Below are 22339 nucleotides of genomic sequence, written 5' to 3'. Positions count from 1 at the left end.
GCCTTTTTTGTGCGCGCTGCAAACCCAGGCCCTCTAAGCCTGGGTGTTGGGTGCAAACAACTGCCTGGCCTCGGCAAAGCATTTCTCGGCGATGGCCGAGCGCGGTTCGGTCTTGCGCATCACCATGCCCAGGGGCGCGAGGACGCTGGCGTCCGGCAGGTGGATGAACGCCAGGTTCTCAATCGGGCTTTCCAGGCCGCTGTCCAACGGCATGATCGCGCAACAGAAGCCTTCGTGAATGGCCTGGAACAGTTGATAGGTGGAGTCGCTTTCCAGAATCGGCTGGGGATCGAGACCGCGGCTGCGGAAACTCAAGTCGATGGATTTTCGATAGTGCATGCCATTGCTGATCATCCCCAGAGGCAGTTGGGCGGCTTCTTCCCAGCTCATCTGGGTGCCTTCGAAGTGGAAGTGGCGGGTGTCGTACAGCAGGCCGACACGGGTTTCGCCCAGTTCGAAAAATTCCAGGTAGTTGGGGCTCACGTGGTCCAGGTAGCACACGCCCAGGTCCAGTTGGTTGGTGCCCAAGGCTTCGATGATTTTGTCCGAGCTCATGGAGGTGAGGCTGAACTTCAGTTCCGGGAAGCTGTGGGACAAGCCCTGGATGAAGCTGATCGGGTTGAAGCCGCTCAGGGGCACCAGGCCCAGGCGCAGGTTACCGACCAACTGGCCGCGACACGCAGCCGCTTCGGCGAACAGGCCGTCGTGGGCGGCGAGCAGGGTCCTGGCCCAGGCCAATACGCGTTCGCCGGCCTGGGTGAAGCCTTCGAAGCGTTGGCCACGGGTCACCAGTTCCAGGCCCAGTTCTTCCTCCAAGTTACGCAGGCGCATCGACAGGGTGGGCTGGGTGATGTTGCAGCGGGCAGCGGCCTGGCCGAAATGGCGGGTCTGCTCCAGCGCGATCAGGAATTTAAGTTGTTTGATGTCCATGAAGGCACCTGCCTGGAAATGAGCCGATGATCGCATTGTAACGACCGGCACGTCCAAGTGCCCTTGCCACGGTGCGGCTGCATTGTTCCATTTTTGAGATGGAGCGGCCCGTTTCAGCCACTACCTAACCCCGAACGCGATGACTAAGGTGGTCCCACTGTTTTTTTGGGTGGGCCAACGTCTACACCCGGGCCATGCCGCATTAGCAGTTTCTGATCCAGAGCTACATCAAGGCACACCAAGTGGCAAACAACCACGAAGTACTAGACTCACAGCGCACCTAAATACGCTGGGGCCTTTTGCGGCAAGCCCATGTTGGGCGCTGCCTCTATTTATCAGGAGTATGAAGATGTCTACACCTTACGTTCGTTTGGACAAAGACAACGCCGCGGTGCTGTTGGTCGACCATCAGGCCGGCTTGCTGTCATTGGTTCGTGACATCGACCCGGACAAGTTCAAGAACAACGTGCTGGCCCTGGCTGACCTGGCCAAGTACTTCAAGTTGCCGACCATCCTCACCACCAGTTTCGAAACCGGCCCCAATGGCCCGCTGGTGCCCGAGCTCAAGGCACTGTTCCCGGATGCGCCGTACATTGCGCGCCCAGGCCAGATCAACGCCTGGGACAACGAGGATTTCGTCAAGGCCATTAAGGCCACGGGCAAGAAGCAATTGATCATTGCCGGCGTCGTGACCGAAGTGTGCGTGGCGTTCCCGGCGCTGTCGGCCCTGGCCGAAGGCTTTGAAGTGTTTGTGGTCACCGACGCCTCCGGTACTTTCAACGAACTGACCCAGCAGTCGGCCTGGGCTCGCATGTCGGCCAACGGCGCGCAACTGATGACCTGGTTTGGCCTGGCCTGCGAGCTGCATCGCGACTGGCGCAACGACATCGAGGGCTTGGGGACGTTGTTCTCCAACCACATTCCCGACTACCGCAACCTGTTCACCAGTTACAACGCGTTGACTGAAGGCAAGTAAGCCTGCTGGCGATCTGGGTCTATACCGATTCGATGCGACACTGGATCTGTGGCCAGAGAGCTTGCTCACGCGAAGGTCTGATAACCGACGCGCGATCCAACTGTGGGAGCGGGCTTGCCTGCGATGACGGCCTGCCAGCCGACATTTACCTACCTGATACCCCGCAATCCAACTGTGGGAGCGGGCTTGCTCGCGAAGGCGGCCTGGCAGGCGACACAGTTGGATTGTGTACATATCCATTGCTGCGGTAACGGCCGCTTAGGGTTCCGCCCTGACGGCGGCTCACTTTTGAACAGCGCAAAAGTAAGCAAAACGCTCTTGCCCCACCACTCGGCACCTCGCTTAGGCTCGGTGTGCCCGTAATTCGCCAGTGATTTGGGGGGCCGCCGCCACGCGCCATCCATGGCGCGGGGCGGCTAAACCGGCATCCCTGCCGGTTTACCCCTCAAATCCCTGTCGAATTCCGGCCAGCGTGGTTTAACGGGGCGCCTGAGATCAAGATCACAAGCAGATCAAGAGCAAGATCAAGAGCGGCTCGCTTCGCATCGTGGTTAGCGTTGAGCGCTACAGAGTTGTGTAGATACCTATGGTCATCGCAGGCAAGCCACACACAGTTGGATCGCGGAGCATCAATGGGATCAGCTTCTACCGTCGCGGGAGCAAGATCAGCACCGCTAGAAGGATGACAGCACTTTAGTCGTATTTTGTTACTAACCCATGTCCTAAAAATTCAGCCCTGTGGCGGCAAAGTGGGACAAAACGCCATCTCGCCATTCAATTTTCATAAAAATGTAACAACCCTGCTTCACAGTTCGGGAGCCCGTCACCACAACGAGTTCCTTTTAATGAAAAGCTTGATGAAGTCCGCAGCACTCGCCATTACGGTATCCCTGTGTGCCTCCTCCGTGACCTTCGCCGCCGAGAACGTACGCCTCACCGGCTCCGGCGCCAGCTTCCCTGCACCGATCTACCTCACCTGGTTCAAGGATTTCAGCAAGAAGACCGCTGGCGTCACCGTGGATTATCAATCCAAGGGCAGCGGCGCAGGTGTGCAGGACTTCCTGAATAAAACCGTCGACTTCGCCGCCAGTGACTCGGCCATGAAAGACGAAGACATCGCCAAGGTCGCCGAAGGCGTGCAACTGCTGCCAATGACCGCCGGTGAAATCGTGCTGGCCTATAACCTGCCGGGCAATCCCAAGGGCCTCAAGCTGCCACGCGATGTTTACTCCAACATCTTCCTGGGCAAGATCACCAAGTGGAACGACCCACAGATCGTTGCTGCCAACCCGGACCTGAAGCTCACCGACACGCCGATCACTGTAGTGGTGCGCGCAGATTCCAGCGGCACCACAGCGGTATTTACCAAGCACCTGGCCACCATCAACCCTGAATTCAAAACGGCGCTGGGGGAGGGCAACACCGTCAACTGGCCGGCCAGCGACAAATTCATCAAGTCGCCCAAGAACGATGGTGTGACCGCCACCGTACGCCAGACTCCAGGCGCGATTGGCTACATCGAATACGGCTTCGCCAAACTGGCCAAGGTTGACTTCGCCCAGTTGCAGAACAAGGCCGGCCAGTACGTGGTACCGAACGCCGAAAGCGGCGCCGAGGCCCTGGCCGCCGTGAAAATGCCGGAAAGCCTGGTGGCCTGGTTGCCGGACCCGGACGGTGCCAAGTCTTACCCGATCACCTCGTACACCTGGATGATCTTCCGCAAGGACAACGGCAACCCTGCCAAGGCCAAGGCCATGCGTGAAATGGTTGAGTATAGCCTGACCGAGGGGCAGAAAATCGCCGACTCCATGGGCTACATCCCGCTGCCGCCATCGGTGGTGGAGCAGGTTCGCAAAGCCTCCGCCAACATTCAGTAACACCCGTGAGGCCGCTCTCGGTGTGGGCTGTTTGCCGCGCCGGGGGCGTTTCCCCCCTGTTCCGGAATTAGCCAATGAACAAACCTTTCGTCGTACCGGTTAACCGGGATTCTGCCTGCCAACCTCCCTCGGCCAAAGACTTCCTGGTCGATCGCACCTTCCGTGGGCTCGCGCGAATCGGGGTGGTACTGATTCTGGCGTTGGTCGCAGCCTTGGTCTTCGAGGTGGGACGCAAGGCCTTGCCGGGCATGGAAAAGCACGGGTTCGATGTGCTTTTTGGCAGTGTCTGGGACGTTAACCAAGGCAAGTACGGGATCCTGCCGGCTATTTGGGGCACGCTCTACAGTGCTTTTATCGCGCTGCTGATTGCAGGCTTTTTCGGTGTCAGCATGGCGATTTTCCTCACTCAGGACTTTCTGCCGGCCAAGCTGGCAGCGGTGTTTCGCACCATCGTTGAATTGCTCGCGGCCATCCCCAGCGTGGTGTATGGCTTGTGGGGCATCTACGTGGTGATCCCGGCCATTCGGCCACTGACCACCTGGTTGAACAGCGAACTGGGTTGGATACCGTTTTTCGGCACGTCCTTGAGCGGGCCGGGGTTGCTGCCGGCGGCGCTGGTATTGGCCATCATGATTCTGCCGACGATTGCCGCCGTGTCCCAGGACGCGCTCACCAGCGTGCCGATGAAAACCAAGCAGGCCGCCTATGGCATGGGCACCACCCACTGGGAGGCGATCCTCAAGGTGATGGTGCCGTCTGCCGCCACCGGTATTTTTGGCTCCCTGGTACTCGGCCTCGGCCGTGCGCTGGGCGAAACCATGGCGCTGGCGATGTTGGTGGGCAATGCCAACAACATTTCCCTGTCGCTGTTCGCGCCGGCCAATACGTTGGCAGCCTTGTTGGCGCTGAACTTCCCCGAAGCCGGGCCCAACGAGGTGGAGGTCTTGATGTACGCCGCCCTCGTCTTGATGTTCATTACCCTGCTGGTGAATGTCATCGGTTCCATGATCATGCTCTACGCCCAACGGGGTAATCGATGATGACGAATCTCACATCCCCTATCACCGCTGTACCGAGCTTGCAGCGCAAGTTCGAAGGCCGCGCCTTGCGCAGCCTGGTGTTAACCACATTGGTATGGCTGGGCGCGCTGCTGGCCAGTGTGCCGCTGATTTCAGTGCTCTACATGCTGATCACCCGTGGCGGCGCACGCCTGAGCCTGGAGGTGTTCACCGAACTGCCGCCCACCGGCTTCGAAACGGGCGGCGGTTTCGGCAACGCCATGGCCGGCACCTTTGTGATGGTCGGTATCGCTGCGGCGATTGCGGTGCCGGTCGGCATCATGGCCGCGATCTTCCTGGCCGAACTGGGGCCGGACAGCAAATTGGCCAACGCTGCACGCTTTGCCGCCAAGATGCTCACCGGCTTGCCTTCGATCCTGGCCGGCGTGTTTGCCTATGCCTTGGTGGTGATGACCACCGGCACTTACTCGGCACCAGCAGGCGGCGTGGCCCTGGCGGTATTGATGCTGCCCATCGTGGTGCTGACGGCTGAAGAGTCGATGCGCATGGTGCCCAAGATCATGAAGGACGCCGCCTACGGCATGGGCTGCACCCGCTCCCAGGTGATCTGGAAGATCATCTTGCCGACCGGCCTGCCGGCGATCCTCACCGGCGTAATGCTTGCTGTGGCTCGTGCCGCAGGCGAAACCGCGCCGTTGCTGTTTACCGCGCTGTTCAGCAACTACTGGATCTACCACGACGGCGACCTGGCGGTGATGAACCCCACGGCTTCCCTTGCCGTGTTGATCTACAACTTTTCCGGCATGCCCTTCGACAACCAGCTGGAGCTCGCCTGGGCGGCCTCGTTGGTGTTGGTGATGATCGTGCTGGTCGTAAATATTGTGAGCCGTATCTTCGGCAAGCCTAAGTATTAAGAACGGGAGCATCTGAATCTTGAACGTCTCAACTGCGCAAATAGCCGCTCCGTTTGTCACCCAATCGCCTGTGGTCATGGACTGCAAGCTGGACCGGATTTTCTACGGCAATTTCATGGCGGTGCGTGACAGCCATGTGCCGATCGAGAAAAACAAGATCACCGGTTTCATCGGCCCGTCCGGCTGCGGCAAAAGTACGGTACTGCGCAGCCTCAACCGCATGAACGACCTGGTGAAGGGCTTTCGCTTCGAGGGCCACGTGCACTTTCTGGGGCAGGACGTGTACGGCAAGGGCGTAGACCCGGTGGTGGTGCGCCGTTACATCGGCATGGTGTTCCAGCAGCCGAACCCGTTCTCCATGAGCATCTTCGACAACGTCGCCTTCGGCCTGCGCCTGAACCGCTACAAAGGCGACTTGGGCGACCGCGTCAAGCACGCCCTGCAAGGCGCGGCGCTGTGGGATGAGGTCAAGGACAAGCTCAAGGTCAGCGGTCTGTCGCTCTCCGGTGGCCAGCAGCAACGGCTGTGTATTGCCCGCGCTATCGCCACCGAGCCGGAAGTGCTGTTGCTCGATGAGCCGTGCTCGGCACTCGACCCGATTGCGACTCGCCGGGTAGAGGAACTGATGGTGGAGCTGAAGAAGGATTACACCATCGCCCTGGTCACCCACAACATGCAGCAGGCCATCCGCGTAGCAGACACCACGGCGTTTTTCTCGGTGGATATTTCCCAGGGCACGCGCACCGGCTACCTGGTGGAAATGGGCCCGACCGCGCAGATTTTCGGCAGCCCACGTGAACAGATGACCGAGGATTACATCAGCGGCAAGTTCAGCTGAGTCCCCATGTTCGATAAAAACCGCACGTGCGCCACCGTCAGCCCAGGAATGCCAATGTCTGCAACGCATCGTCTTGATTTGTCAGCGATTGAACGCGCGCTCCGTAAAGTGCAGAGCCGCTTTGCCGAGCTCAGCACGCAATTTACCGAGCCGCGCGACCCCTTGACCGACGAAGTGCTGCTCAACGTGCTTGAAGGCTATGCGCTGGTTGACGACTATGTCGCACGAGGCGTTGACCTGTTTGACCTTCATCATCTGGACCTGATGCTGGAGATCAACGCCACGGTGCTCTGCGGTAGCGACCCGGCGCGCCGCGTGGAATACGCGCAGCACCTGGCCGCCACCGAGGAGCACTTCTTCAACAACGTTGAAGGCGGTATCAAGGACTTGTTCAACTGGTACTGCGCGTATCGCAGTGAATCGGTATGGAAGCGTGCGGCCGGCGTGTATGTGCGCATCCTCAGCAAGCCGCAGTTGTTCATCGAAGGCAACAACCGCAGTGGCTCGCTGATCGTCAGCTATCTGCTGATGCGTGCCGGGTTGCCACCGTTTGTGCTGACGTTGGAAAATGCCGAGGGTTACTTCAATCCTTCTTCGGTGATCCGCAACTCGGCCAAACATGGGGTCAAGGCGTTGTATGAATTGCCCAAGATCAAGAAAAAGTACGCCGCCTTCCTGGAGGAACAGGCCCCGGATCCCAAGGCGTTTTTCTTGAGCGATACACCACAGCCTATCTATCAGGGAGGCCATTAATGCGCTGGTATCCAACACTCGCCAGCCGAGCCGTGCAAGCCGTCCAGCAAGCGGTCCTCACGCGTGTCGCCAAGCGCCCGCGGGTACGCATCTCCTTTGATATCGACGACACGCTGGCTTGCCAACTTGACCACGCTGATGTCGAGAGCAGTTGGCTGCCGGCCTGCGTTCATCGTTGGTGGGGAGAACCGCTGCGTATCGGTACCCGTTCGTTGACACGGGAGCTGCGGCGCCAGGGTTGCAGTATCTGGGTCTACACCTCATCTGGCAGGGCGCCTTCCTACATCAGGCGTTGGCTGATGCTGTACGGCATCCGTGTCGACGGCGTGGTCAATAGCGAGCGGCATAACCACGCCCTCACGGTGCATGGGCTGTCGAACACCCCCTCGAAATTTCCGCCGGCCTTCGATATTGATTTGCACGTGGACGATTCCGAGGGCGTGCGCCTTGAGGGCAACGACCACGGCTTTCGCGTGGTGGTGGTTGACCCGCAGGATGAGCATTGGGCGCAAAGAGTGCTTGAAGCGGTCGCGGGCGTGCAGGCACAACTGGCCCGTCAGCAATTGCCCAGGTTCAAGCAGCCTGTATGCCAACGTGCTGAGGTTTATTCTTCCTGAGTTCCAGAGAAACCTGAACTGCTTGAGCCCTTATTGCAGTTCACAACTTGCTATAAGGGCTTAATTGTCTTTGACTCATTAGTCACGAACAACACGGAACTTCACTTCTTGTTCGACAAACAGCGCTTATGGCGCTTTTGTCGTCTATATCCCTAAGTACATACCCTTACCTTCCGATAGTCGGTCACTTTAAGGCGGCACTTCTAGGCTAGTGTTGACGAGCTTCCTTAATGGTCAACCTCGATATTAAGCAACGAAGCAGCCTGAACAGAATGCACAACAACAACTTCAATGCATATTGTTTAGCCCGACGCATCAGGTATTACCGTTGAATTTCGGTGTTGATCGCTGGGCTCAAGGAGTACTGACATGGCTATATTCGATTACAAGGGGCAAGACGCCCGCGTCCTGATTTCAGATGCCTGGACCCTCGCCACTTACACCAGTGGTGTTGCCACAGTAGGCGCGCTCTACAACATTCCGGGGCTTGTGCTGGGCGAGGGCAATACCTTCGCGCTGCCCAAGGGCTGGCGTGAGATCGGCGCGAGCGAACTGCAGGTTGATAGCAGTCACACCGACATCACTGGAAGTTTTACCGGCGACGGCGTCTTTGGTTCTCAAGCCAGAGTGTTTGGTCAATACGATGACAGCGGCCAATTAGTCAAAATGGGTTTTTCCATTGCCGGCACCAACTCGCCAATTGATCTGCTGGGTTGGCCGGCGATGATCGATAACTCTTATATCAACGGCTACGACTACCTGCTCAATTCAATCAAGGATTACGCCACCGGCCACAACCTGAGCGGCAAGGATGTATTGGTAACTGGCTACAGCCAGGGTGGCTCGGTTACCAACAGCATGTATATCGGCAAGGACACTTTGGCAGACGGTTTTTTCAAGGATTCGGATTACTTTGGCATGGAGTCGCCCAAGTCCAGCAACAGCGACGGAATCTTTAACTTCGGCTTTGAAAACGATGTGGTCCACCGCCTCACGGGGCAAGAGACTGACGTGGGCAGCGCCATCATCGACGCGCTTCAAGGCAGTGACGCCAGTTACACCTCGACCACCGACAACATCGTGCTGTTCGACACGATCTACGCGCTACCAACCTGGCCCAATGGTCCGTTTTCGATTGCCAACCTGTCAGGGTGGGCCGCGCACCTGGAAGGCATTTTCATCAACCCTATCCAGCGTATCGCCCAATCGACTTTCTACGATTACATCGAACGCGACAGCACCATCGTCATCAGCAACCTCGACGCCATCAGCCGCAGCTTTACCTGGGTCAGCGACAAACAGACCGCCACCTCCAACCACTACGGCACACCGGCCTTCCTGCTGGGCACCGACAGTTCGGACAAGCTGCAGGACGGGCGCAGCGATGACTTCCTGGACGGGTTCAAGGGTGACGACAGTTTCCGCGTGAGTACCGGTACCGATATTGTCGCAGGCGGTGAAGGCAACGATAAAGTCTTCCTCAAAGGCACCGTGTCTTCCTACGAAGCGGTGAAGCTCAGCGATGGCACGTTGTTTCTCAACGACAGCAGCGGCCAATACGGCCTGAAGGAATTGCACGGCGTAGAACACGTGGAGTTCGAAACCGGCCTGGCCAACAGCCTCGGCCACGTGCCAGTGTTCGGCGGGCTCTTCGGTGGCATTGGCGAGGTCCTCACACCGGCCTATACGGTGACCAGTGGCAAACTCGACTTCGAAGGCCTGTTCGGCGCCGATAAGGCGTATGCCAAATCCATCGAAGGCAGCCAATTGGCCGACACCCTCAAAGGCACCGCCGCGCGTGACCTGATATTCGGCCAGAACGGCAATGACCGGCTCGACGGTGGCGCCGGCAATGACCTGCTGCACGGCGGCGAGGGCAACGACACGCTACTGGGCGGCACGGGCAACGACGCGCTGTATGGCGCCAGCGGCAATGACGTCTTGATCGGCGGGCTGGGCAATGACCAACTCAGCGGTGGCGTGGGCAGCGACCTGTTTGTTTTCGATCAACGCGGGTTCGGCCACGACGTGATCAGCGACTTCAACATTCACCAGAACGGGCAGGACCTGCTGGTGTTCGCCAAGTCGCTGTTTGCCAACGCGGATGCTGTGCTCGGAGCCACCACCCAGCATGGCAGTGACAGCGTAATTCTGGCGGGGGACAGCAGTGTCACCCTGGTGGGGTTCAATGCGGCGCAGTTGAGTGCAGAGATGATCAGCGTGGTTTGATGCCGGATCGGTAAAGCCGGTGATAAAACCTCACAGGATCGTTGATGCTGTGGGGTTTTTTCTTGCTTATCGCTTTATAGCAATCTGTCAGAAGGAAAAAGAAAGAGGACAGATTTATTTATAGGTTTGGCGAGTCCTTTTAGATATAACGAATGAGCCTCTGGAAAATAAATCTTTCCCCTTTTTTTTGCGAACACACATCACTCGAACAAGTACAGCTCGTGCGAATCGTAGACGTCAAATCGTCAGCCATCAACAGCAGCGCATTCAGCAGCACGCCAAAAACAGCAATGCCCATGTGCTCTTTAAACTGCTAGCCGATCCGGCGTTGATACAGTGCGGTTGGGGTTGACCTATTTCAAAGCCTCCGTACCAAAAGTGATAGAACCGTTATCAGAGGATTTTCTCTCTTGCTCTGAACGAACAATTCGCATGTTCTTGGGCGCGCTAACTCCTAGAGACACGCTTTCGCCCACGACCTTGATTACTTTTAATTGAATTTCGCCGCCGATGTATAGGCTTTTATTGAGCGTTCTCGTAATGACTAGCAATTGATATCCCTTTTCATTAGGTCCTTTATCCTCTGGATTAATCGCATGAATTTTGCGAAAAATATATAAGATTTATCTGATTGTTCTGCCGATAAATCTTATTGAATGCTTCGCTCCCTCGCCGGGAGAACTACAACGCATGGATAAAAGAGGGGCAAAAGGGGGTGGATTTTAATGGCCGTGGTCAACTAGTCCTGGGCGTAATGTTAAGTTCCTCCTCGGCCCGCGCTGGCGCCAACCCATCTTTGAATTGATGAGGGCTAATCCAGTTGTAGTGAGGGTGACGAAGAACTCTGGCGTGCCGGTCCTACGTCAACACACTTGTCGGGCTTTATGTTAGGCGTCAGATTGTTGGCCGCGAAACTGGTGCCACCAATTGAGATCAATATTAATGTCAAGCTCTTTGCTTACATTTTTTATGGTGTCAATGTCTTTGGGGAGGCTTGGGTCATTATTAATTGATCTTCTCAATGTTCCTAGCATGCACGCAGCGGTGTATAAAATTGCTTTTTCACACGCTATAGCGCGGGTGTAATGTTCTTTTTCAATATCTCGGATTTCGGATTCTTGGGTTATTATTTTTTCTATATTTACTTTTCTGTATATTGTTGACTTGCATTCGTCTTCAATCGAGTGCAGCTTTTTCAGCATGTTTTTTATATGAGCTGCTTGTGATTCCAGATCTAAAAGTCCGCGCTGCTGGGAGCTCGATAACATATCGTATGCGTTATCTATATTTGACTCTATTTTCGGGAAAATAAAATTTGGAGTTATAAATAACGTTCCTACGTATTTTTCAGGAGACCTAATGAAATTTTCTCGGTTTTTGATTGTTTCGGTTATTGAGGGTATGGCTCTGCATAAGATGGTTTCGAATGTTTTGAGTTTTGTTTCCAGTTTTGATTTTTGTTGTCGGGCTGAGAGCCTGCTTTTTAATATTTCAGTAAGCGGTGAAAGTAGAAAGCCAACGGCTGCTGCGAGTAGTATTTTGTAGATGTCGTTCATGTGCAAGTCCATTTGAATTGTGGGTTAGAAGTACAAGAGTATACGGTGAGGTTAGCTAATCGGAGTAGTAATTTTAGAATCCTGATTTTTAACGCTTCCCACAGCGTTGCCGCCCTTTATGCAATCAAGCACTTCTGCTGACTCACCTTGGTATTGTATGTGCGCACAGTACTCGAGGCTTGGATGTGACGCGCCTTGAGCTAACGAGCTGTAGGATGTTTTTTGGGCGGGCGGTCCGCAGGACATCGGGGAAGAAATTGCGGAACAGAAAAGATAAGGGCCTGCCCAGGTTTCCCTGGCAAGCCCTTGATATCTATGGTGCCCGAACCCGGAATCGAACCGGGACGCCCTTACGAGCGGGGGATTTTAAGTCCCATGCGTCTACCAGTTTCGCCATTCGGGCGGTAGCGCGGTGTAACAGGGTTGGGAATATATAGATCCAGCCGCTTCAGCGCAACCTCAAAGCCGGTTTTCCCGCATAAAGATGCGCAGGAAAAAGCGTGGCAGATCAGTGATCTACAGGGCCTTTGTGTCAAGTGCTGATGAACGCAAGCAACCCAGGAACAAGCCCCATAAATGACAGTCATAGCGATATGCCATTTCGGCATTTCGCCAGGAGTCGTTTGATGCTCAGTGTCCGTAAGCAGGCTTGGATCATGGCCGTGGGTGTGGCGGGTTTGTTGGGCACTGCCGTGTTCAGCTCGGCGCAGGCGGGGAGTGCGGTGCGGTGGGGTGAGTTTAGTGCGTCGTCTTCAGACAAGTTAACGGCCGGCTCGATGGACGTGGGCGGTGCCTATGTGTTGAAGCCGTCGGGTGTTTCCGTGGGGGATGTCGAGGCGCTGCAGGCCGGGCAAAAACAGAGTCAAAGCGAACTGCAAAGCTTGAAAAGCAAGGTGGAAGGGCAGGAGCGTGCGTTTGATGAGTTCAAGCGTAAGGACGGTTCGAGTGCCAGTAGCAGTGACAGTCAGCTGTCCAGTCTCAAGCGGACGGTGGATGAGCAGAAGAGCACGATAGAGCGGCAGAAAAGCGAGATCGACGGGCTCAAGCGCAGCCTGGATGATTTGAAGCGCAGTGTGGAGAATTTGAGCAGCAAGGTGAAGTGATTAGTGTGGGAGCTGGCTTGCCTGCGATGGCGGCCTGACAGCCGACATCTGTCTTGCTGACACCCCGCGATTCTACTGTGGGAGCGGGCTTGCTCGCGAAGGCGGCCTGACAGTCAACACAGGCGGATTGTGTGTATATCCATTGCTGCGGTAACGGCCACTTAGGGTTCCGCCCTGACGGCGGCTCACTTTTGAAAAGCGCAAAAGTAAGCAAAACGCTCTTGCCCCACCACTCGGCACCTCGCTTGGGCTCGGTGTGCCCGTAATCCGCCAGTGATTTGGGGGGCCGCCGCCACGCGCCATCCATGGCGCGGGGCGGCTAAACCGGCATCCCTGCCGGTTTACCCCCCAAATCCCTGTCGAATTCCGGCCAGCGTGGTTTAACGGGGCGCCTGAGATCAAGATCAAAAGCAGATCAAGAGCGACTCGCTTCGCATCGTGGTTACCGTCGGCTGCTACGGTCTGCAAAATTGTGTAGATACCTATGCTCGATGCAGGCACCTCGGTATTTCTGTCACACCGCGGCGCTGCAATCGCAGGCAAGCCAGCTCCCACATTGACCGTGTCTGTACTTAGTCAATCAGTGCCAGCAAGTCGGTGATCCCCACATCTACACCCGCCTGGCTCAGCAGTGTCGTCACCTGGCCGCGGTGGTGGGTCTGGTGGTTGAAAAAGTGCGCCAGCAGGCCGAAGAAGGGCTTCTCGGCGGCCAGGCCGCGCATGTTGTGATAGCGCAGGCGTTGGTCGAGGTGGGGCTCTTGCAGGCTGTGGGCCCAATCGATGATGAGTTGATCCAGCCAGGCGCGATGGGCCGCTAGTTCGGAAAGGCTGGGGAAGGCTACTTGCTCGAGGTCGCTGGGCGTGGCCACCCCGTTCAGCGGCGCCAAGGCCGCAAAGTTGGCCGGGTGTTCGGCAAAGCGTTTGAGCCAGACGGTGTCACCCAGCATCAGGTGGTTCAAGGTGCCGAAGATCGAACCGAAAAACGCTTGGCGGTCCAGAGTCAACTGCGCGTGTGTCAGGGTGCCGGCGGCGTCGTAGACCTTGCGGTTCATCCATTGGTTGTAGGTGGCCATCAGCGCAATGTGCTCGATGCGATTCACCGCTGTTCTCCCTTGTCGGCGTGATGGCGTCATCATAAAGCTTGCCCGCCCGACGGTCATGGTGTTCCATCGGGGGAGGACTATGTTTGATCAACGCCACTATTGCGCCCCGGGAGGGCGACACCATGAATACCAGCGATCTACTGGAACAACTGTTGCGTGCAGGGCAGCAAGGCGGCGGCGCTTCGGGCGGCGGCCTGGGCGGGTTGCTAGGTGGGCTGTTGAAGGGCGCCGGCACCGGCAGTGCATCTTCGGCTGGCGGCGGTTTGGGTGGTTTACTCGGTGGCCTGGGTGGCTTGTTGGGCGGCGCTCCGGCAGGGGGCACCTCCCAGACGCGTAGCGGCGGTGGGATGAACTACGCGGCGCTGGCGTCCCTGGGCATGGCGGCGTTCCAGGCGTACCAAGCCTGGCAACGCCAACAAGCTTCGGCACCGCAGCAAGCTATCCAGACCGTTGACCAGCTTGAAGGGCCTGAAGCCGAAGCCCATAGCCACGGCGTACTGCGTGCGTTGATCGCGGCGGCCAAGGCCGATGGCGAAATCGATGCACAAGAGCAGCAGATGATTTCCGCCGAGATCGGCCGTCATACCGACGACCCACAATTGCAGCAGTGGCTCGACGCCGAAGTTGCCAAGCCTCTGGATGCCGCCGATTTTGCCGAGTATGCCAATGACCCGGCAATCGCAACGGAGATTTATCTGGCGAGCGTGATGCTGGTCGATGACCAACAGGACGCCGAGCGTAATTACCTCGACGACCTGGCCGGTCAGTTGCAAATCGATCCGCAATTGCAGGTGCATCTGGAGCAGCAGGCCAAAGCCTAGAACCTCAGCGTCGCCCCAGTGGTCAGCCACTGGGCGCGATCGCCAATCAGGCTGCGCCCGACTAGCACGTCCACGTCGACAAATTCGCCGATGTGCAAACGCGGCCCAGCCTGCCAGGCCTGTTCGCCGCCTTCCTGGCCATAGCGCTCGCCAATCAATGTGAGCGCGTCTGCCAACTGATATTCGAACCCCGTGCCCCACGTCAGGCGATGCTGTTGATCACCCTCGTTGTAGGCGTGGCTCCAGCCGGCGTTCAGGTTCAGCCGCAGGGGCGCCAGGGGTTGCCATGTGAGTGGGATGTTCAGGTCTGCGCCATCAAACCCGTGATGGCGATCCAGCGCGACATGCGCCCCGACAGCAACCGCCAGTTCCAAGCCCAAGTCTTGCCGTGACAGCACCTGCACCTTGGCTTGCGGGCTGATCTGCGTCTCGCCTTTGCCTGCATCCGTGGCCCGTGACAACGCGGCGCCCCATTGCACGGCAGGCATGGCGCTGAACGTGCAGGCGGGCGACACGTTGCTGTTGTGGGTACTGCCCGCGTGCCGCTGGGCGCTGTACCAGGCGTCGACGTTGCATTCCCCCGGCGCGTTGATCGCACCGTCATCAACCACATAAGCGCCGCCTGCGGCTTGCGCTTTTGAAATCAACGCGACGACAAAGACCAGGCCCAGCGTTATGCCGATAAAGATCAAGTTGCGCTGCAATGCACGGCGCTTTGCTGGCGGCAGTAACAGCAGGGTGTGGCGAGCGTGGCGTGCGCGATATTTGGTAAACCCGTCGCGGCGCGCCGGCGTGTATTTTTTGTGCATGATGCACCTCGCTTTAATTCAGCTTTCTACGGTCAGCACCGAAATGCCGCTGGCTTTGGCCTGGCAGACCAGCTCCGAGGTATCGTCACCGCCGGGCAGGGCGATGATCAGGTCGGGGCGGCTGTCGGCCAGCATGAAGTGGTTGCGCTGGCGTTCGGCCTGTTTGCCGTGGCGCTGCCAATTGGGCGGGTAACGCACCACGTCGATACCGATTTCCCGGGCCCATTCCTCGATCTCGCTGCCGAGGAACTGGTTGCCGCCGTGGATCAACACCTGCACTGGGTGCAGGCGGTGGTAAGCGTCCAGCACGTGGCGGGACTTTTTGGTGTCGGCGTAATGACGACCTGCACAGATCAACACGCGCATGAGTAAATCCTTGTATTGCACGCAGGCGACCGGGCGGCCGCCTGCGTTTGAACGGCGGGGAGGGTCAGTACCACTGCTTGAAGCGGCGGATGTAGATCGTTTTCATCAGTTGGGCGACGCAGCAGTAAGCCAGCAAGGTGCCCACCAGCCATGGGAAGTACGCCAGCGGCAGCGGTTGCAGGCCTACCAGGGTGCCCAGCGGTGAGAACGGCACGTAGATGCCCAGGGCAATCACGATGCAGGTCATCATCAACACCGGCCAGGCGGCTGTGCTCTGGAAGAACGGGATCTTGCGGGTGCGCAGCATATGCACCACCAAGGTTTGCGAAAGCAGCCCCTCGATAAACCAGCCGGACTGGAACAGCGTCTGCATTTCCACACTGTTGGCCGAGAACACGTACCACATCAGCGCAAAGGTGGTGATGTCGAAGATCGACGAGGTCGGCCCGATCCAGATCATGAAGCGGCCGATGTTTTTTGCATCCCACTTGCGCGGCTTAGCCAGGTATTCCTTGTCCATCTTGTCCCAAGGCAGGGCCAACTGGGAGATGTCGTACATCAGGTTTTGCAACAGCAGGTGGATCGCCAGCATCGGCATGAACGGAATGAACGCACTGGCCACCAGCACCGAGAACACGTTGCCGAAGTTGGAGCTGGCGGTCATGTTCAGGTACTTCATGATATTGCCGAAGGTTTCGCGGCCCTTGAGCACGCCTTCTTCCAGCACCATCAGGCTCTTTTCCAGCAGGATGATGTCGGCCGATTCCTTGGCGATGTCGGTACCGCTGTCCACCGAAATACCCACATCGGCATCCCGCAGCGCCGGTGCATCGTTGATACCGTCACCGAGGAAGCCAACGGTGTGGCCGTTGGTTTGCAGGGCCTTGAGCACGCGGGATTTTTGCAGTGGCGTGAGTTTGGCGAACACCGTGCGTTCTTCCACGCGACGCAGCAAGGTGGCGTCGTCCATGGCTTCGATTTCCACGCCCAGCAGCGGCTGGCCGGGCTCCAGGCCAACCTGGCGGCAGATCTTGCTGGTGACCACGGCGTTGTCACCGGTCAACACTTTGATCGCCACGCCAATCTGTTGCAGCGCCGCAATGGCTGGGCCTGCGGTTTCCTTCGGTGGGTCCAGGAAGGTCAGGAAGCCCTGGATCACCAGGTTGCGCTCGTCGCTGGTGGTGTACTGCTGGCGTGCCAGTGCTTTGGGGATATTGCGGGTCGCCACTACGAGTACGCGGAAACCGTCTTCGTTGTAGTCATTGGCGAGCGCCAGCAGCGCCTCACGACGGCGGTCATCCAGGGGCAAGGCTTCGCCGGCCTCCATGACATGTGTGGCAATGCTCAGCATCTCTTCCACCGCGCCCTTGCACACCAGCAACTGGTCACCGGCGGCATCCTTGACCACGATCGACAGGCGACGACGAACAAAGTCGAACGGCAATTCATCGACCTTGCTGTAGGCAAACGGCACTTGGAACTTGGGGTTCTGTTCCGAGAACTGCACCACCGCCTGGTCCATCAGGTTTTTCATGCCGCTCTGGTGAAAGCTGTTGAGCCAGGCCAGGGACAGCACGGCGTCATCGCGCTGGCCGAAGGCATTGACGTGATGCTCGAGGATGATCTTGTCCTGGGTGAGGGTGCCGGTCTTGTCGGTGCACAGCACGTCCATCGAACCGAAGTTCTGGATCGCATTGAGGCGCTTGACCACCACCTTGCGCTTGGCCATGGCCGTAGCGCCCTTGGCCAGGTTGGCGCTGACGATCATCGGCAGCATTTCCGGGGTAAGGCCGACGGCTACTGCCAGGGCAAACAGGAAGGCGTCGCCCCAATCGCCCTTGGAGAAGCCATTGAGGAAGAACACGATGGGCACCATCACCAGCATGAAGCGGATCAGCAGCCAGCTGACACTGTTCACGCCCCGGTCGAAGGCGGTTTGCACCCGCGAGCCGACAATCGCCTTGGCCAGGGAACCAAAGTAAGTGCGCGGCCCCGTTGCCACTACCACCGCTTTGGCGCGGCCGCTGACCACGTTGGTGCCCATGAAGCAGATGTTCGGCAGGTCCAGCAGGTTGCCCTGGTCGGCGGCGAGGGTGGAGGCGGATTTTTGCGTGACATCGCCCAGGGTGTCGTACTTCTCCACCGGCAAGGCTTCGCCGGTCAGCACAGCCTGGCTGATAAACAGGTCGCGGGACTCGATCAGGCGGATATCGGCGGGGATCATGTCACCGGCAGACAACTGCACGATATCGCCGGCCACTAGGTCACGCATCGGTACTTCACGCAAGGTGGGCTGAGCACCAACCTGCTCGCGGCGCAGCACGGTGGCGGTGGTGCGCACCATGGCCTTAAGGGCCTCGGCGGATTTGGCCGAGCGGTGTTCCTGCCAGAAACGCAGCAGGCTGCTGAGCAACACCATGGTCATGATGATGACGACCTTGGTCGGGTCGGCTTCTTCGCCTTCCTGCATCGGTAGCCAGCAGTCAGTCACAAAGCTGATGCCGCCTAGGGTCAACAGCACGTAGATGAACGGGTTGTTCAGTGCCTGCAGGAACTGGATGATCGCGTGCGGCGGCTTGTCATGGGCGACTTCGTTATAGCCTTCCCGTTGCAGGCGCGCCGAGGCGTCCAACTCGGTCAGGCCGTCCTGGGTGGCCCGTACATTGGCGAGGGTGGCCGCCAGGCCATTGTGGGCTTCACGGGCGGCACGCATCGACAGCTTGGTGTCGGCGGCGGTGCCATTTTTCTTGTGCAGAGGCGTGTTTTTTACGGCGCTCATTGTCTGTACTCCTGTCGCCAATTCTCGACAAAACATACCCGGTACTTACCTGCAGACAGGCGAGCGAAAGCATGCCGAGCCGCAAACTTCGCGATCGGTTTAAATAAGGTGTTCACATAACTTCTGAAGGGCCCGCTAACGGCGCGTTAATTAACTAACGTCCAGCGGGCTACTACTGGACCTGTTCATAACGAACTCCAGGGTCATCAATAAGAAAGTTGTTGTTTTCAGCCAGGTCAGGCGGCGCGAGCGCTCAGGTAAAGACCGAACAGCAAGCGCGCTTGCGCCAGGCTGGAAACCTGGGGTCTCTGTGGGTCTAGAGGGTCGGCGTGATCCCAGTGCTGCATCAGGTGGCCGCTTTCAGGGCAGATACGCCAGTGCGCCAGCGGCGGTGCCGGGCGCACTTGAGGGGAGGGTGCGGCAAAGGTTGAGCGGGTTGGCGAAAAGCCAGCCGACGCTCGGCACAGCTTGGCGCGCAGGGCTGCGGCCAGGGTGCGTGGATCGGGCAAAACAAGGAGTTGGAAGGTCATAACACACCTCGGGACCGGACGGGCGACCGGTGAGGCAGTTACGGTGGAGCATCAAGCTCTAGCGCAGCTTACCGGACCTGGAACGCGAGTCCTGTCATATTCTGGGTTTGGCGCCCGATGCCCGCAGAGGCGGTGCTCGGACAGCGACTAGATACTGTGTCCATTGGCTTCTTTTGTGAGGTTTAAAAAAGGCCCCAGTTGCGGGCACGGGCAATCTACTCAGGGCGTCAGTGAATGTCAACGTATGATTAATTAAATTATCCGGTGTTCAGAGTTCGTTCAGATAAGAGCCGCGCGTAAGTTGTAGGTTGAATAACTTCATATACCTTGCGCGGCGAGTAGCGCCAGATAGATCAATACTAAACCGCAGGCCGCATAACTCACGCGTTGCCAAGTCGGTGATGCGTTTTTGCGCAGCAGGTTTACCAAGGCGGCAGTGAGAAAACACGAGAGCACCGACGCCAGCATGAAGCCGGCAAAAAACATCAGGGTCTGCCCGTGGCTGGGGGTGGTACCGACAATCCCCGACAGGGCGCTGCCCAGGGCGCCCCAGTAGACAATATTTTTCGGGTTTGCCAGGGAAATCGCCGCGCCCACCGCCAACGCATTTTTGCCTGAGATGGCAGGGGCGTTGTCGGTTGCGGGCAACTGCCAGGCGTCAATCAGGCTGCGGATGCCCAACCAGGCCAGGTACAGCGCGCAGATGATTGTGAGTGGTACCCGCACTGCATCATGCTGGATCAGCAGTGCGATACCGGTGAGGCCAATCACGGCCCAGACGGCGTCGCCCACCAGCGAGCCGAATTGCACCAGCAAGGCCGGTGTGAAGCCATGGAGCAAGCCGCGGCGCAGGGTCTCTGCCAGTACGGCGCCGGGGGAGAGGCAAAATACGAAGCCGAATACCAGCGCATAAACAAAGATCGACAGCATGCTCAGCTCCTTTCGAGAAAGTGCCAGAGCATACGTCAGTCCGAGAGGGGGATACCACGTCCTCTGTAGGAACGTTCGCGATGGCGGTATGTCAGTCCCCCAATCTTCAACTGAACCACCGCTTTCGCAGGCAAGCCAGCTCCCACATTGGTCATGCATTGCCCACAGCATCAGCGCCCGGCACAGATCCCCTGTGGGAGCGGGCTTGCTCGCGAAGGCGGTGCGTCAGCCACTGAATCTATAACTGAACCACCGCTTTCGCAGGCAAGCCAGCTCCCACATTGGCCATGCATTGCCCACAGAATCAGCGCCTCCTGTAGGAGCGAGCTTGCTCGCGAAAAGCGTCAACGATAACGCGCGTTTCCTGAATGAACGCAGTGCCTATGGGTTTTTCGCGAGCAAGCTCGCTCCTACAAAGGCTGTGGTGTTGAGGCAATGCGGTCGACTTCAGCCTTCAATTCATCCGGCGACAAACTCGCAAAGGGCAGCGCAAAAAATGCCTCGCAGCGTGCAGCGATAATGTCGAGGGTGGCTTTGAATGCCGCTTCTACTTGCGCCTCATCACCCTGTACCACGGAAGGGTCTTCCAAGCCCCAATGCGTCTTCACTGCTGGGCCGAAATACACCGGGCACGCTTCACCGGCCGCTTTATCGCACACGGTGATGACCACATCCGGCGGGCTGTCTTCAAAGGCGTCATTGCCTTTGCTGTACAGGCCGTCAGTGCTGATGCCCGCCGCCTGCAACGTGGTCAGGCTGCGTGGCAGCACCTGCCCCTTGGGGAAGCTGCCAGAGCTGACCGCCTCGAAGCCCGACGGTGCCAAGTGGTTGAACATCGCCTCGGACAAGATGCTGCGGCAACTGTTGGCGGTACACATGAACAGGACTTTCATGGGGCGTTCCTTTAGAGGCTCAGGCGCAAGGCGAGGGCGGCGAGGGTGATCAGCAGCACGGGCAAGGTCAGCACGATCCCGACCTTGAAGTAGTAACCCCAGGTGATGGTGATGCCTTTGCGCGCCAGGATATGCAGCCACAGCAAAGTGGCCAAACTGCCGATGGGGGTGATTTTGGGGCCCAGGTCGCTGCCGATCACATTGGCGTAGATCATCGCGTCCTTGACCACGCCCACGGCATGGCTGGACTCGATGGACAACGCGCCAATCAGCACGGTCGGCAGGTTATTCATGGCCGAGGAGAGCAGCGCCGTCAGCACCCCGGTGCCCATGGCCGCGCCCCATATACCGTAGCTGGCGAAGGTGTCGAGCCAGGTCGCCAGATAGTCAGTCAGGCCGGCGTTGCGCAGGCCATACACCACCAGGTACATGCCCAGGGAAAAAATCACGATCTGCCACGGGGCTTCCTTGAGGACTTTGCGCGTGGAAATCTGATGACCTTTGGCAGCAATCACCAGCAGCAACACCGCACAGGCCGCCGAAATCGCACTGATGGGAATGCCCAGCGGTTCCAGGGCAAAACAGCCAACCAGCAGAATACCCAGCACCCACCAGCCGGCGCGAAAGGTCGCACGGTCATGAATGGCACTGGCGGGGTCATCCAGATCGGCCGGGTCGTAGGTCTGCGGAATATCCCGGCGGAAAAACCACAGCAGCACCGCGAGCGTGGCGGCGACACTGACCAGGTTCACCGGCACCATCACCGCTGCGTATTCGTTGAAGCCAATCTTGAAATAGTCCGCCGAGACGATATTCACTAGGTTCGACACCACCAGCGGCAGGCTCGCCGTGTCGGCGATAAACCCCGCACCTATGACAAAGGCCAGGGTTGCCGCCGGAGAGAAGCGCAAGGCCAGCAGCATCGACATCACGATAGGCGTCAGGATCAACGCCGCACCGTCATTGGCAAACAGCGCCGATACCAGCGCACCCAGCAGCACCATATAAGCAAACAACCGCCGCCCGCGACCACGGCCCCAACGCGCCACATGCAGGGCCGTCCAGGCGAAAAAGCCTGCCTCGTCCAGCAACAAGCTGATGATGATCAGCGCGACGAAGGTGCCGGTGGCGTTCCAGATGATGTGCCACACCACCGGGATGTCCGCCAGGCTGATCACCCCACACGCCAGCGCCAGGATCGCGCCCAGGGTGGCACTCCAGCCGACGCCCAGGCCCTTGGGTTGCCAGATGACCAGCACGATGGTGACGAGGAAAATCGCAATTGCGACAAGCATG

21 protein-coding genes and 1 tRNA gene are annotated in these 22339 nt (G+C 58.2%); 10 read left to right on the top strand and 12 right to left on the bottom strand.

Going from position 1 to position 22339, the window contains the following annotated elements:
* Positions 1 to 33 precede the first annotated feature (33 nt).
* On the bottom strand, positions 34 to 930 hold the full coding sequence (locus MF6394_RS16355) for a LysR family transcriptional regulator (protein WP_047710963.1): 897 nt from the start codon (positions 928 to 930) through the stop codon (positions 34 to 36).
* Positions 931 to 1279: 349 nt separating this feature from the next.
* Between MF6394_RS16355 and ycaC the strand changes: the two genes are divergently transcribed.
* From ycaC to MF6394_RS16310, 8 genes are all read left to right on the top strand, one after another.
* The gene (ycaC, locus tag MF6394_RS16350) at positions 1280 to 1906 is read left to right on the top strand and encodes an isochorismate family cysteine hydrolase YcaC (protein WP_003191542.1); all 627 of its coding nucleotides are present in this window, start codon (positions 1280 to 1282) and stop codon (positions 1904 to 1906) included.
* A gap of 845 nt (positions 1907 to 2751) precedes the next feature.
* Positions 2752 to 3783 carry a phosphate ABC transporter substrate-binding protein PstS gene (gene pstS / locus MF6394_RS16340; protein WP_044274067.1) on the top strand — a complete coding sequence of 344 codons (1032 nt, stop codon included), beginning with the start codon at positions 2752 to 2754 and terminating at the stop codon, positions 3781 to 3783.
* A gap of 74 nt (positions 3784 to 3857) precedes the next feature.
* Positions 3858 to 4823 (top strand): phosphate ABC transporter permease subunit PstC, encoded by a 966-nt coding sequence (pstC, locus tag MF6394_RS16335; protein ID WP_003191517.1) that lies wholly within the window; start codon positions 3858 to 3860, stop codon positions 4821 to 4823.
* Positions 4823 to 5716, top strand: a complete 894-nt coding sequence (gene pstA, locus MF6394_RS16330) for a phosphate ABC transporter permease PstA (protein WP_003191515.1) — start codon at positions 4823 to 4825, stop codon at positions 5714 to 5716. Before pstC ends, pstA begins: the two co-directional genes overlap by 1 nt.
* Positions 5717 to 5792: 76 nt before the next feature.
* A complete protein-coding gene (gene pstB / locus MF6394_RS16325; RefSeq protein ID WP_019817112.1) occupies positions 5793 to 6554 on the top strand; it encodes a phosphate ABC transporter ATP-binding protein PstB in 762 nt (253 codons plus the stop codon).
* A gap of 54 nt (positions 6555 to 6608) precedes the next feature.
* A complete protein-coding gene (locus MF6394_RS16320; protein ID WP_032897161.1) occupies positions 6609 to 7307 on the top strand; it encodes a hypothetical protein in 699 nt (232 codons plus the stop codon).
* Positions 7307 to 7924 carry a hypothetical protein gene (locus tag MF6394_RS16315; protein WP_069557752.1) on the top strand — a complete coding sequence of 206 codons (618 nt, stop codon included), beginning with the start codon at positions 7307 to 7309 and terminating at the stop codon, positions 7922 to 7924. The genes MF6394_RS16320 and MF6394_RS16315 overlap by 1 nt, the downstream gene beginning before the upstream one ends.
* A 369-nt stretch (positions 7925 to 8293) precedes the next feature.
* The gene (locus MF6394_RS16310) at positions 8294 to 10153 is read left to right on the top strand and encodes a calcium-binding protein (protein WP_078467060.1); all 1860 of its coding nucleotides are present in this window, start codon (positions 8294 to 8296) and stop codon (positions 10151 to 10153) included.
* Positions 10154 to 10506: 353 nt separating this feature from the next.
* Here MF6394_RS16310 and MF6394_RS35200 read toward each other — a convergent pair whose 3' ends face one another.
* The 3 genes from MF6394_RS35200 to MF6394_RS16295 form a co-directional block, all read right to left on the bottom strand.
* Complete coding sequence (locus MF6394_RS35200; protein ID WP_161952164.1) at positions 10507 to 10704, bottom strand: carbon storage regulator; 198 nt, start codon at positions 10702 to 10704, stop codon at positions 10507 to 10509.
* A gap of 336 nt (positions 10705 to 11040) precedes the next feature.
* Complete coding sequence (locus MF6394_RS16300; RefSeq protein WP_078467058.1) at positions 11041 to 11709, bottom strand: hypothetical protein; 669 nt, start codon at positions 11707 to 11709, stop codon at positions 11041 to 11043.
* Positions 11710 to 12025: 316 nt separating this feature from the next.
* A tRNA-Leu gene (locus tag MF6394_RS16295) sits at positions 12026 to 12112 on the bottom strand.
* 223 nt (positions 12113 to 12335) lie between these two features.
* Here MF6394_RS16295 and MF6394_RS16290 point away from each other — a divergent pair.
* On the top strand, positions 12336 to 12812 hold the full coding sequence (locus tag MF6394_RS16290; protein WP_078467057.1) for a hypothetical protein: 477 nt from the start codon (positions 12336 to 12338) through the stop codon (positions 12810 to 12812).
* Positions 12813 to 13384: 572 nt separating this feature from the next.
* Here the strand turns inward: MF6394_RS16290 and MF6394_RS16280 are convergent.
* Positions 13385 to 13912 carry a DinB family protein gene (locus tag MF6394_RS16280; RefSeq protein WP_078467056.1) on the bottom strand — a complete coding sequence of 176 codons (528 nt, stop codon included), beginning with the start codon at positions 13910 to 13912 and terminating at the stop codon, positions 13385 to 13387.
* Positions 13913 to 14037: 125 nt separating this feature from the next.
* Between MF6394_RS16280 and MF6394_RS16275 the strand changes: the two genes are divergently transcribed.
* Entirely contained in the window at positions 14038 to 14736 is a 699-nt protein-coding gene (locus MF6394_RS16275; RefSeq protein ID WP_069557755.1) for a tellurite resistance TerB family protein, read from the top strand.
* On the opposite strand, the gene MF6394_RS16270 is transcribed toward MF6394_RS16275, so the two are convergent.
* The 7 genes from MF6394_RS16270 to MF6394_RS16240 form a co-directional block, all read right to left on the bottom strand.
* Complete coding sequence (locus MF6394_RS16270; RefSeq protein WP_078467055.1) at positions 14733 to 15545, bottom strand: hypothetical protein; 813 nt, start codon at positions 15543 to 15545, stop codon at positions 14733 to 14735. The two genes, MF6394_RS16275 and MF6394_RS16270, sit on opposite strands and share 4 nt — an antisense overlap.
* 18 nt (positions 15546 to 15563) lie before the next feature.
* The gene (locus tag MF6394_RS16265; protein WP_005788155.1) at positions 15564 to 15911 is read right to left on the bottom strand and encodes a DUF2493 domain-containing protein; all 348 of its coding nucleotides are present in this window, start codon (positions 15909 to 15911) and stop codon (positions 15564 to 15566) included.
* Between the two features lie 64 nt (positions 15912 to 15975).
* Positions 15976 to 18690 carry a magnesium-translocating P-type ATPase gene (gene mgtA, locus MF6394_RS16260; protein WP_078467054.1) on the bottom strand — a complete coding sequence of 905 codons (2715 nt, stop codon included), beginning with the start codon at positions 18688 to 18690 and terminating at the stop codon, positions 15976 to 15978.
* Positions 18691 to 18926: 236 nt separating this feature from the next.
* Complete coding sequence (locus MF6394_RS16255; RefSeq protein ID WP_078467053.1) at positions 18927 to 19220, bottom strand: hypothetical protein; 294 nt, start codon at positions 19218 to 19220, stop codon at positions 18927 to 18929.
* Positions 19221 to 19538: 318 nt separating this feature from the next.
* The gene (locus MF6394_RS16250) at positions 19539 to 20150 is read right to left on the bottom strand and encodes a LysE family transporter (protein ID WP_078467052.1); all 612 of its coding nucleotides are present in this window, start codon (positions 20148 to 20150) and stop codon (positions 19539 to 19541) included.
* Between the two features lie 410 nt (positions 20151 to 20560).
* On the bottom strand, positions 20561 to 21043 hold the full coding sequence (locus MF6394_RS16245; protein WP_044273938.1) for an arsenate reductase ArsC: 483 nt from the start codon (positions 21041 to 21043) through the stop codon (positions 20561 to 20563).
* Between the two features lie 11 nt (positions 21044 to 21054).
* Positions 21055 to 22338, bottom strand: coding sequence for an arsenic transporter (locus MF6394_RS16240; protein ID WP_078467051.1), 1284 nt, complete (start codon positions 22336 to 22338; stop codon positions 21055 to 21057).
* Position 22339 lies beyond the last annotated feature (1 nt).

Source organism: Pseudomonas sp. MF6394, from assembly GCF_002018845.1.
Taxonomy (GTDB): Bacteria; Pseudomonadota; Gammaproteobacteria; order Pseudomonadales; family Pseudomonadaceae; genus Aquipseudomonas; species Aquipseudomonas lactis.
Note: the sequence above shows the minus strand (reverse complement) of the source record. Positions and strands in the feature narration are given on the sequence as shown.

What these genes read in the sequence shown, in the direction of transcription:
- MF6394_RS16275 (WP_069557755.1), top strand. Translation starts at nt 14,038, where the DNA reads ATGAATACCAGCGATCTACTGGAACAACTGTTGCGTGCAGGGCAGCAA.
- pstC (WP_003191517.1), top strand. Translation starts at nt 3,858, where the DNA reads ATGAACAAACCTTTCGTCGTACCGGTTAACCGGGATTCTGCCTGCCAA.
- MF6394_RS16240 (WP_078467051.1), bottom strand. Translation starts at nt 22,338, where the DNA reads ATGCTTGTCGCAATTGCGATTTTCCTCGTCACCATCGTGCTGGTCATC.
- MF6394_RS16265 (WP_005788155.1), bottom strand. Translation starts at nt 15,911, where the DNA reads ATGCGCGTGTTGATCTGTGCAGGTCGTCATTACGCCGACACCAAAAAG.
- pstA (WP_003191515.1), top strand. Translation starts at nt 4,823, where the DNA reads ATGACGAATCTCACATCCCCTATCACCGCTGTACCGAGCTTGCAGCGC.
- pstS (WP_044274067.1), top strand. Translation starts at nt 2,752, where the DNA reads ATGAAAAGCTTGATGAAGTCCGCAGCACTCGCCATTACGGTATCCCTG.
- MF6394_RS16255 (WP_078467053.1), bottom strand. Translation starts at nt 19,220, where the DNA reads ATGACCTTCCAACTCCTTGTTTTGCCCGATCCACGCACCCTGGCCGCA.
- MF6394_RS16315 (WP_069557752.1), top strand. Translation starts at nt 7,307, where the DNA reads ATGCGCTGGTATCCAACACTCGCCAGCCGAGCCGTGCAAGCCGTCCAG.
- mgtA (WP_078467054.1), bottom strand. Translation starts at nt 18,690, where the DNA reads ATGAGCGCCGTAAAAAACACGCCTCTGCACAAGAAAAATGGCACCGCC.
- MF6394_RS16320 (WP_032897161.1), top strand. Translation starts at nt 6,609, where the DNA reads ATGTCTGCAACGCATCGTCTTGATTTGTCAGCGATTGAACGCGCGCTC.
- MF6394_RS16310 (WP_078467060.1), top strand. Translation starts at nt 8,294, where the DNA reads ATGGCTATATTCGATTACAAGGGGCAAGACGCCCGCGTCCTGATTTCA.
- MF6394_RS16270 (WP_078467055.1), bottom strand. Translation starts at nt 15,545, where the DNA reads ATGCACAAAAAATACACGCCGGCGCGCCGCGACGGGTTTACCAAATAT.
- ycaC (WP_003191542.1), top strand. Translation starts at nt 1,280, where the DNA reads ATGTCTACACCTTACGTTCGTTTGGACAAAGACAACGCCGCGGTGCTG.
- MF6394_RS16290 (WP_078467057.1), top strand. Translation starts at nt 12,336, where the DNA reads ATGCTCAGTGTCCGTAAGCAGGCTTGGATCATGGCCGTGGGTGTGGCG.
- pstB (WP_019817112.1), top strand. Translation starts at nt 5,793, where the DNA reads ATGGACTGCAAGCTGGACCGGATTTTCTACGGCAATTTCATGGCGGTG.
- MF6394_RS16300 (WP_078467058.1), bottom strand. Translation starts at nt 11,709, where the DNA reads ATGAACGACATCTACAAAATACTACTCGCAGCAGCCGTTGGCTTTCTA.
- MF6394_RS16250 (WP_078467052.1), bottom strand. Translation starts at nt 20,150, where the DNA reads ATGCTGTCGATCTTTGTTTATGCGCTGGTATTCGGCTTCGTATTTTGC.
- MF6394_RS16355 (WP_047710963.1), bottom strand. Translation starts at nt 930, where the DNA reads ATGGACATCAAACAACTTAAATTCCTGATCGCGCTGGAGCAGACCCGC.
- MF6394_RS16245 (WP_044273938.1), bottom strand. Translation starts at nt 21,043, where the DNA reads ATGAAAGTCCTGTTCATGTGTACCGCCAACAGTTGCCGCAGCATCTTG.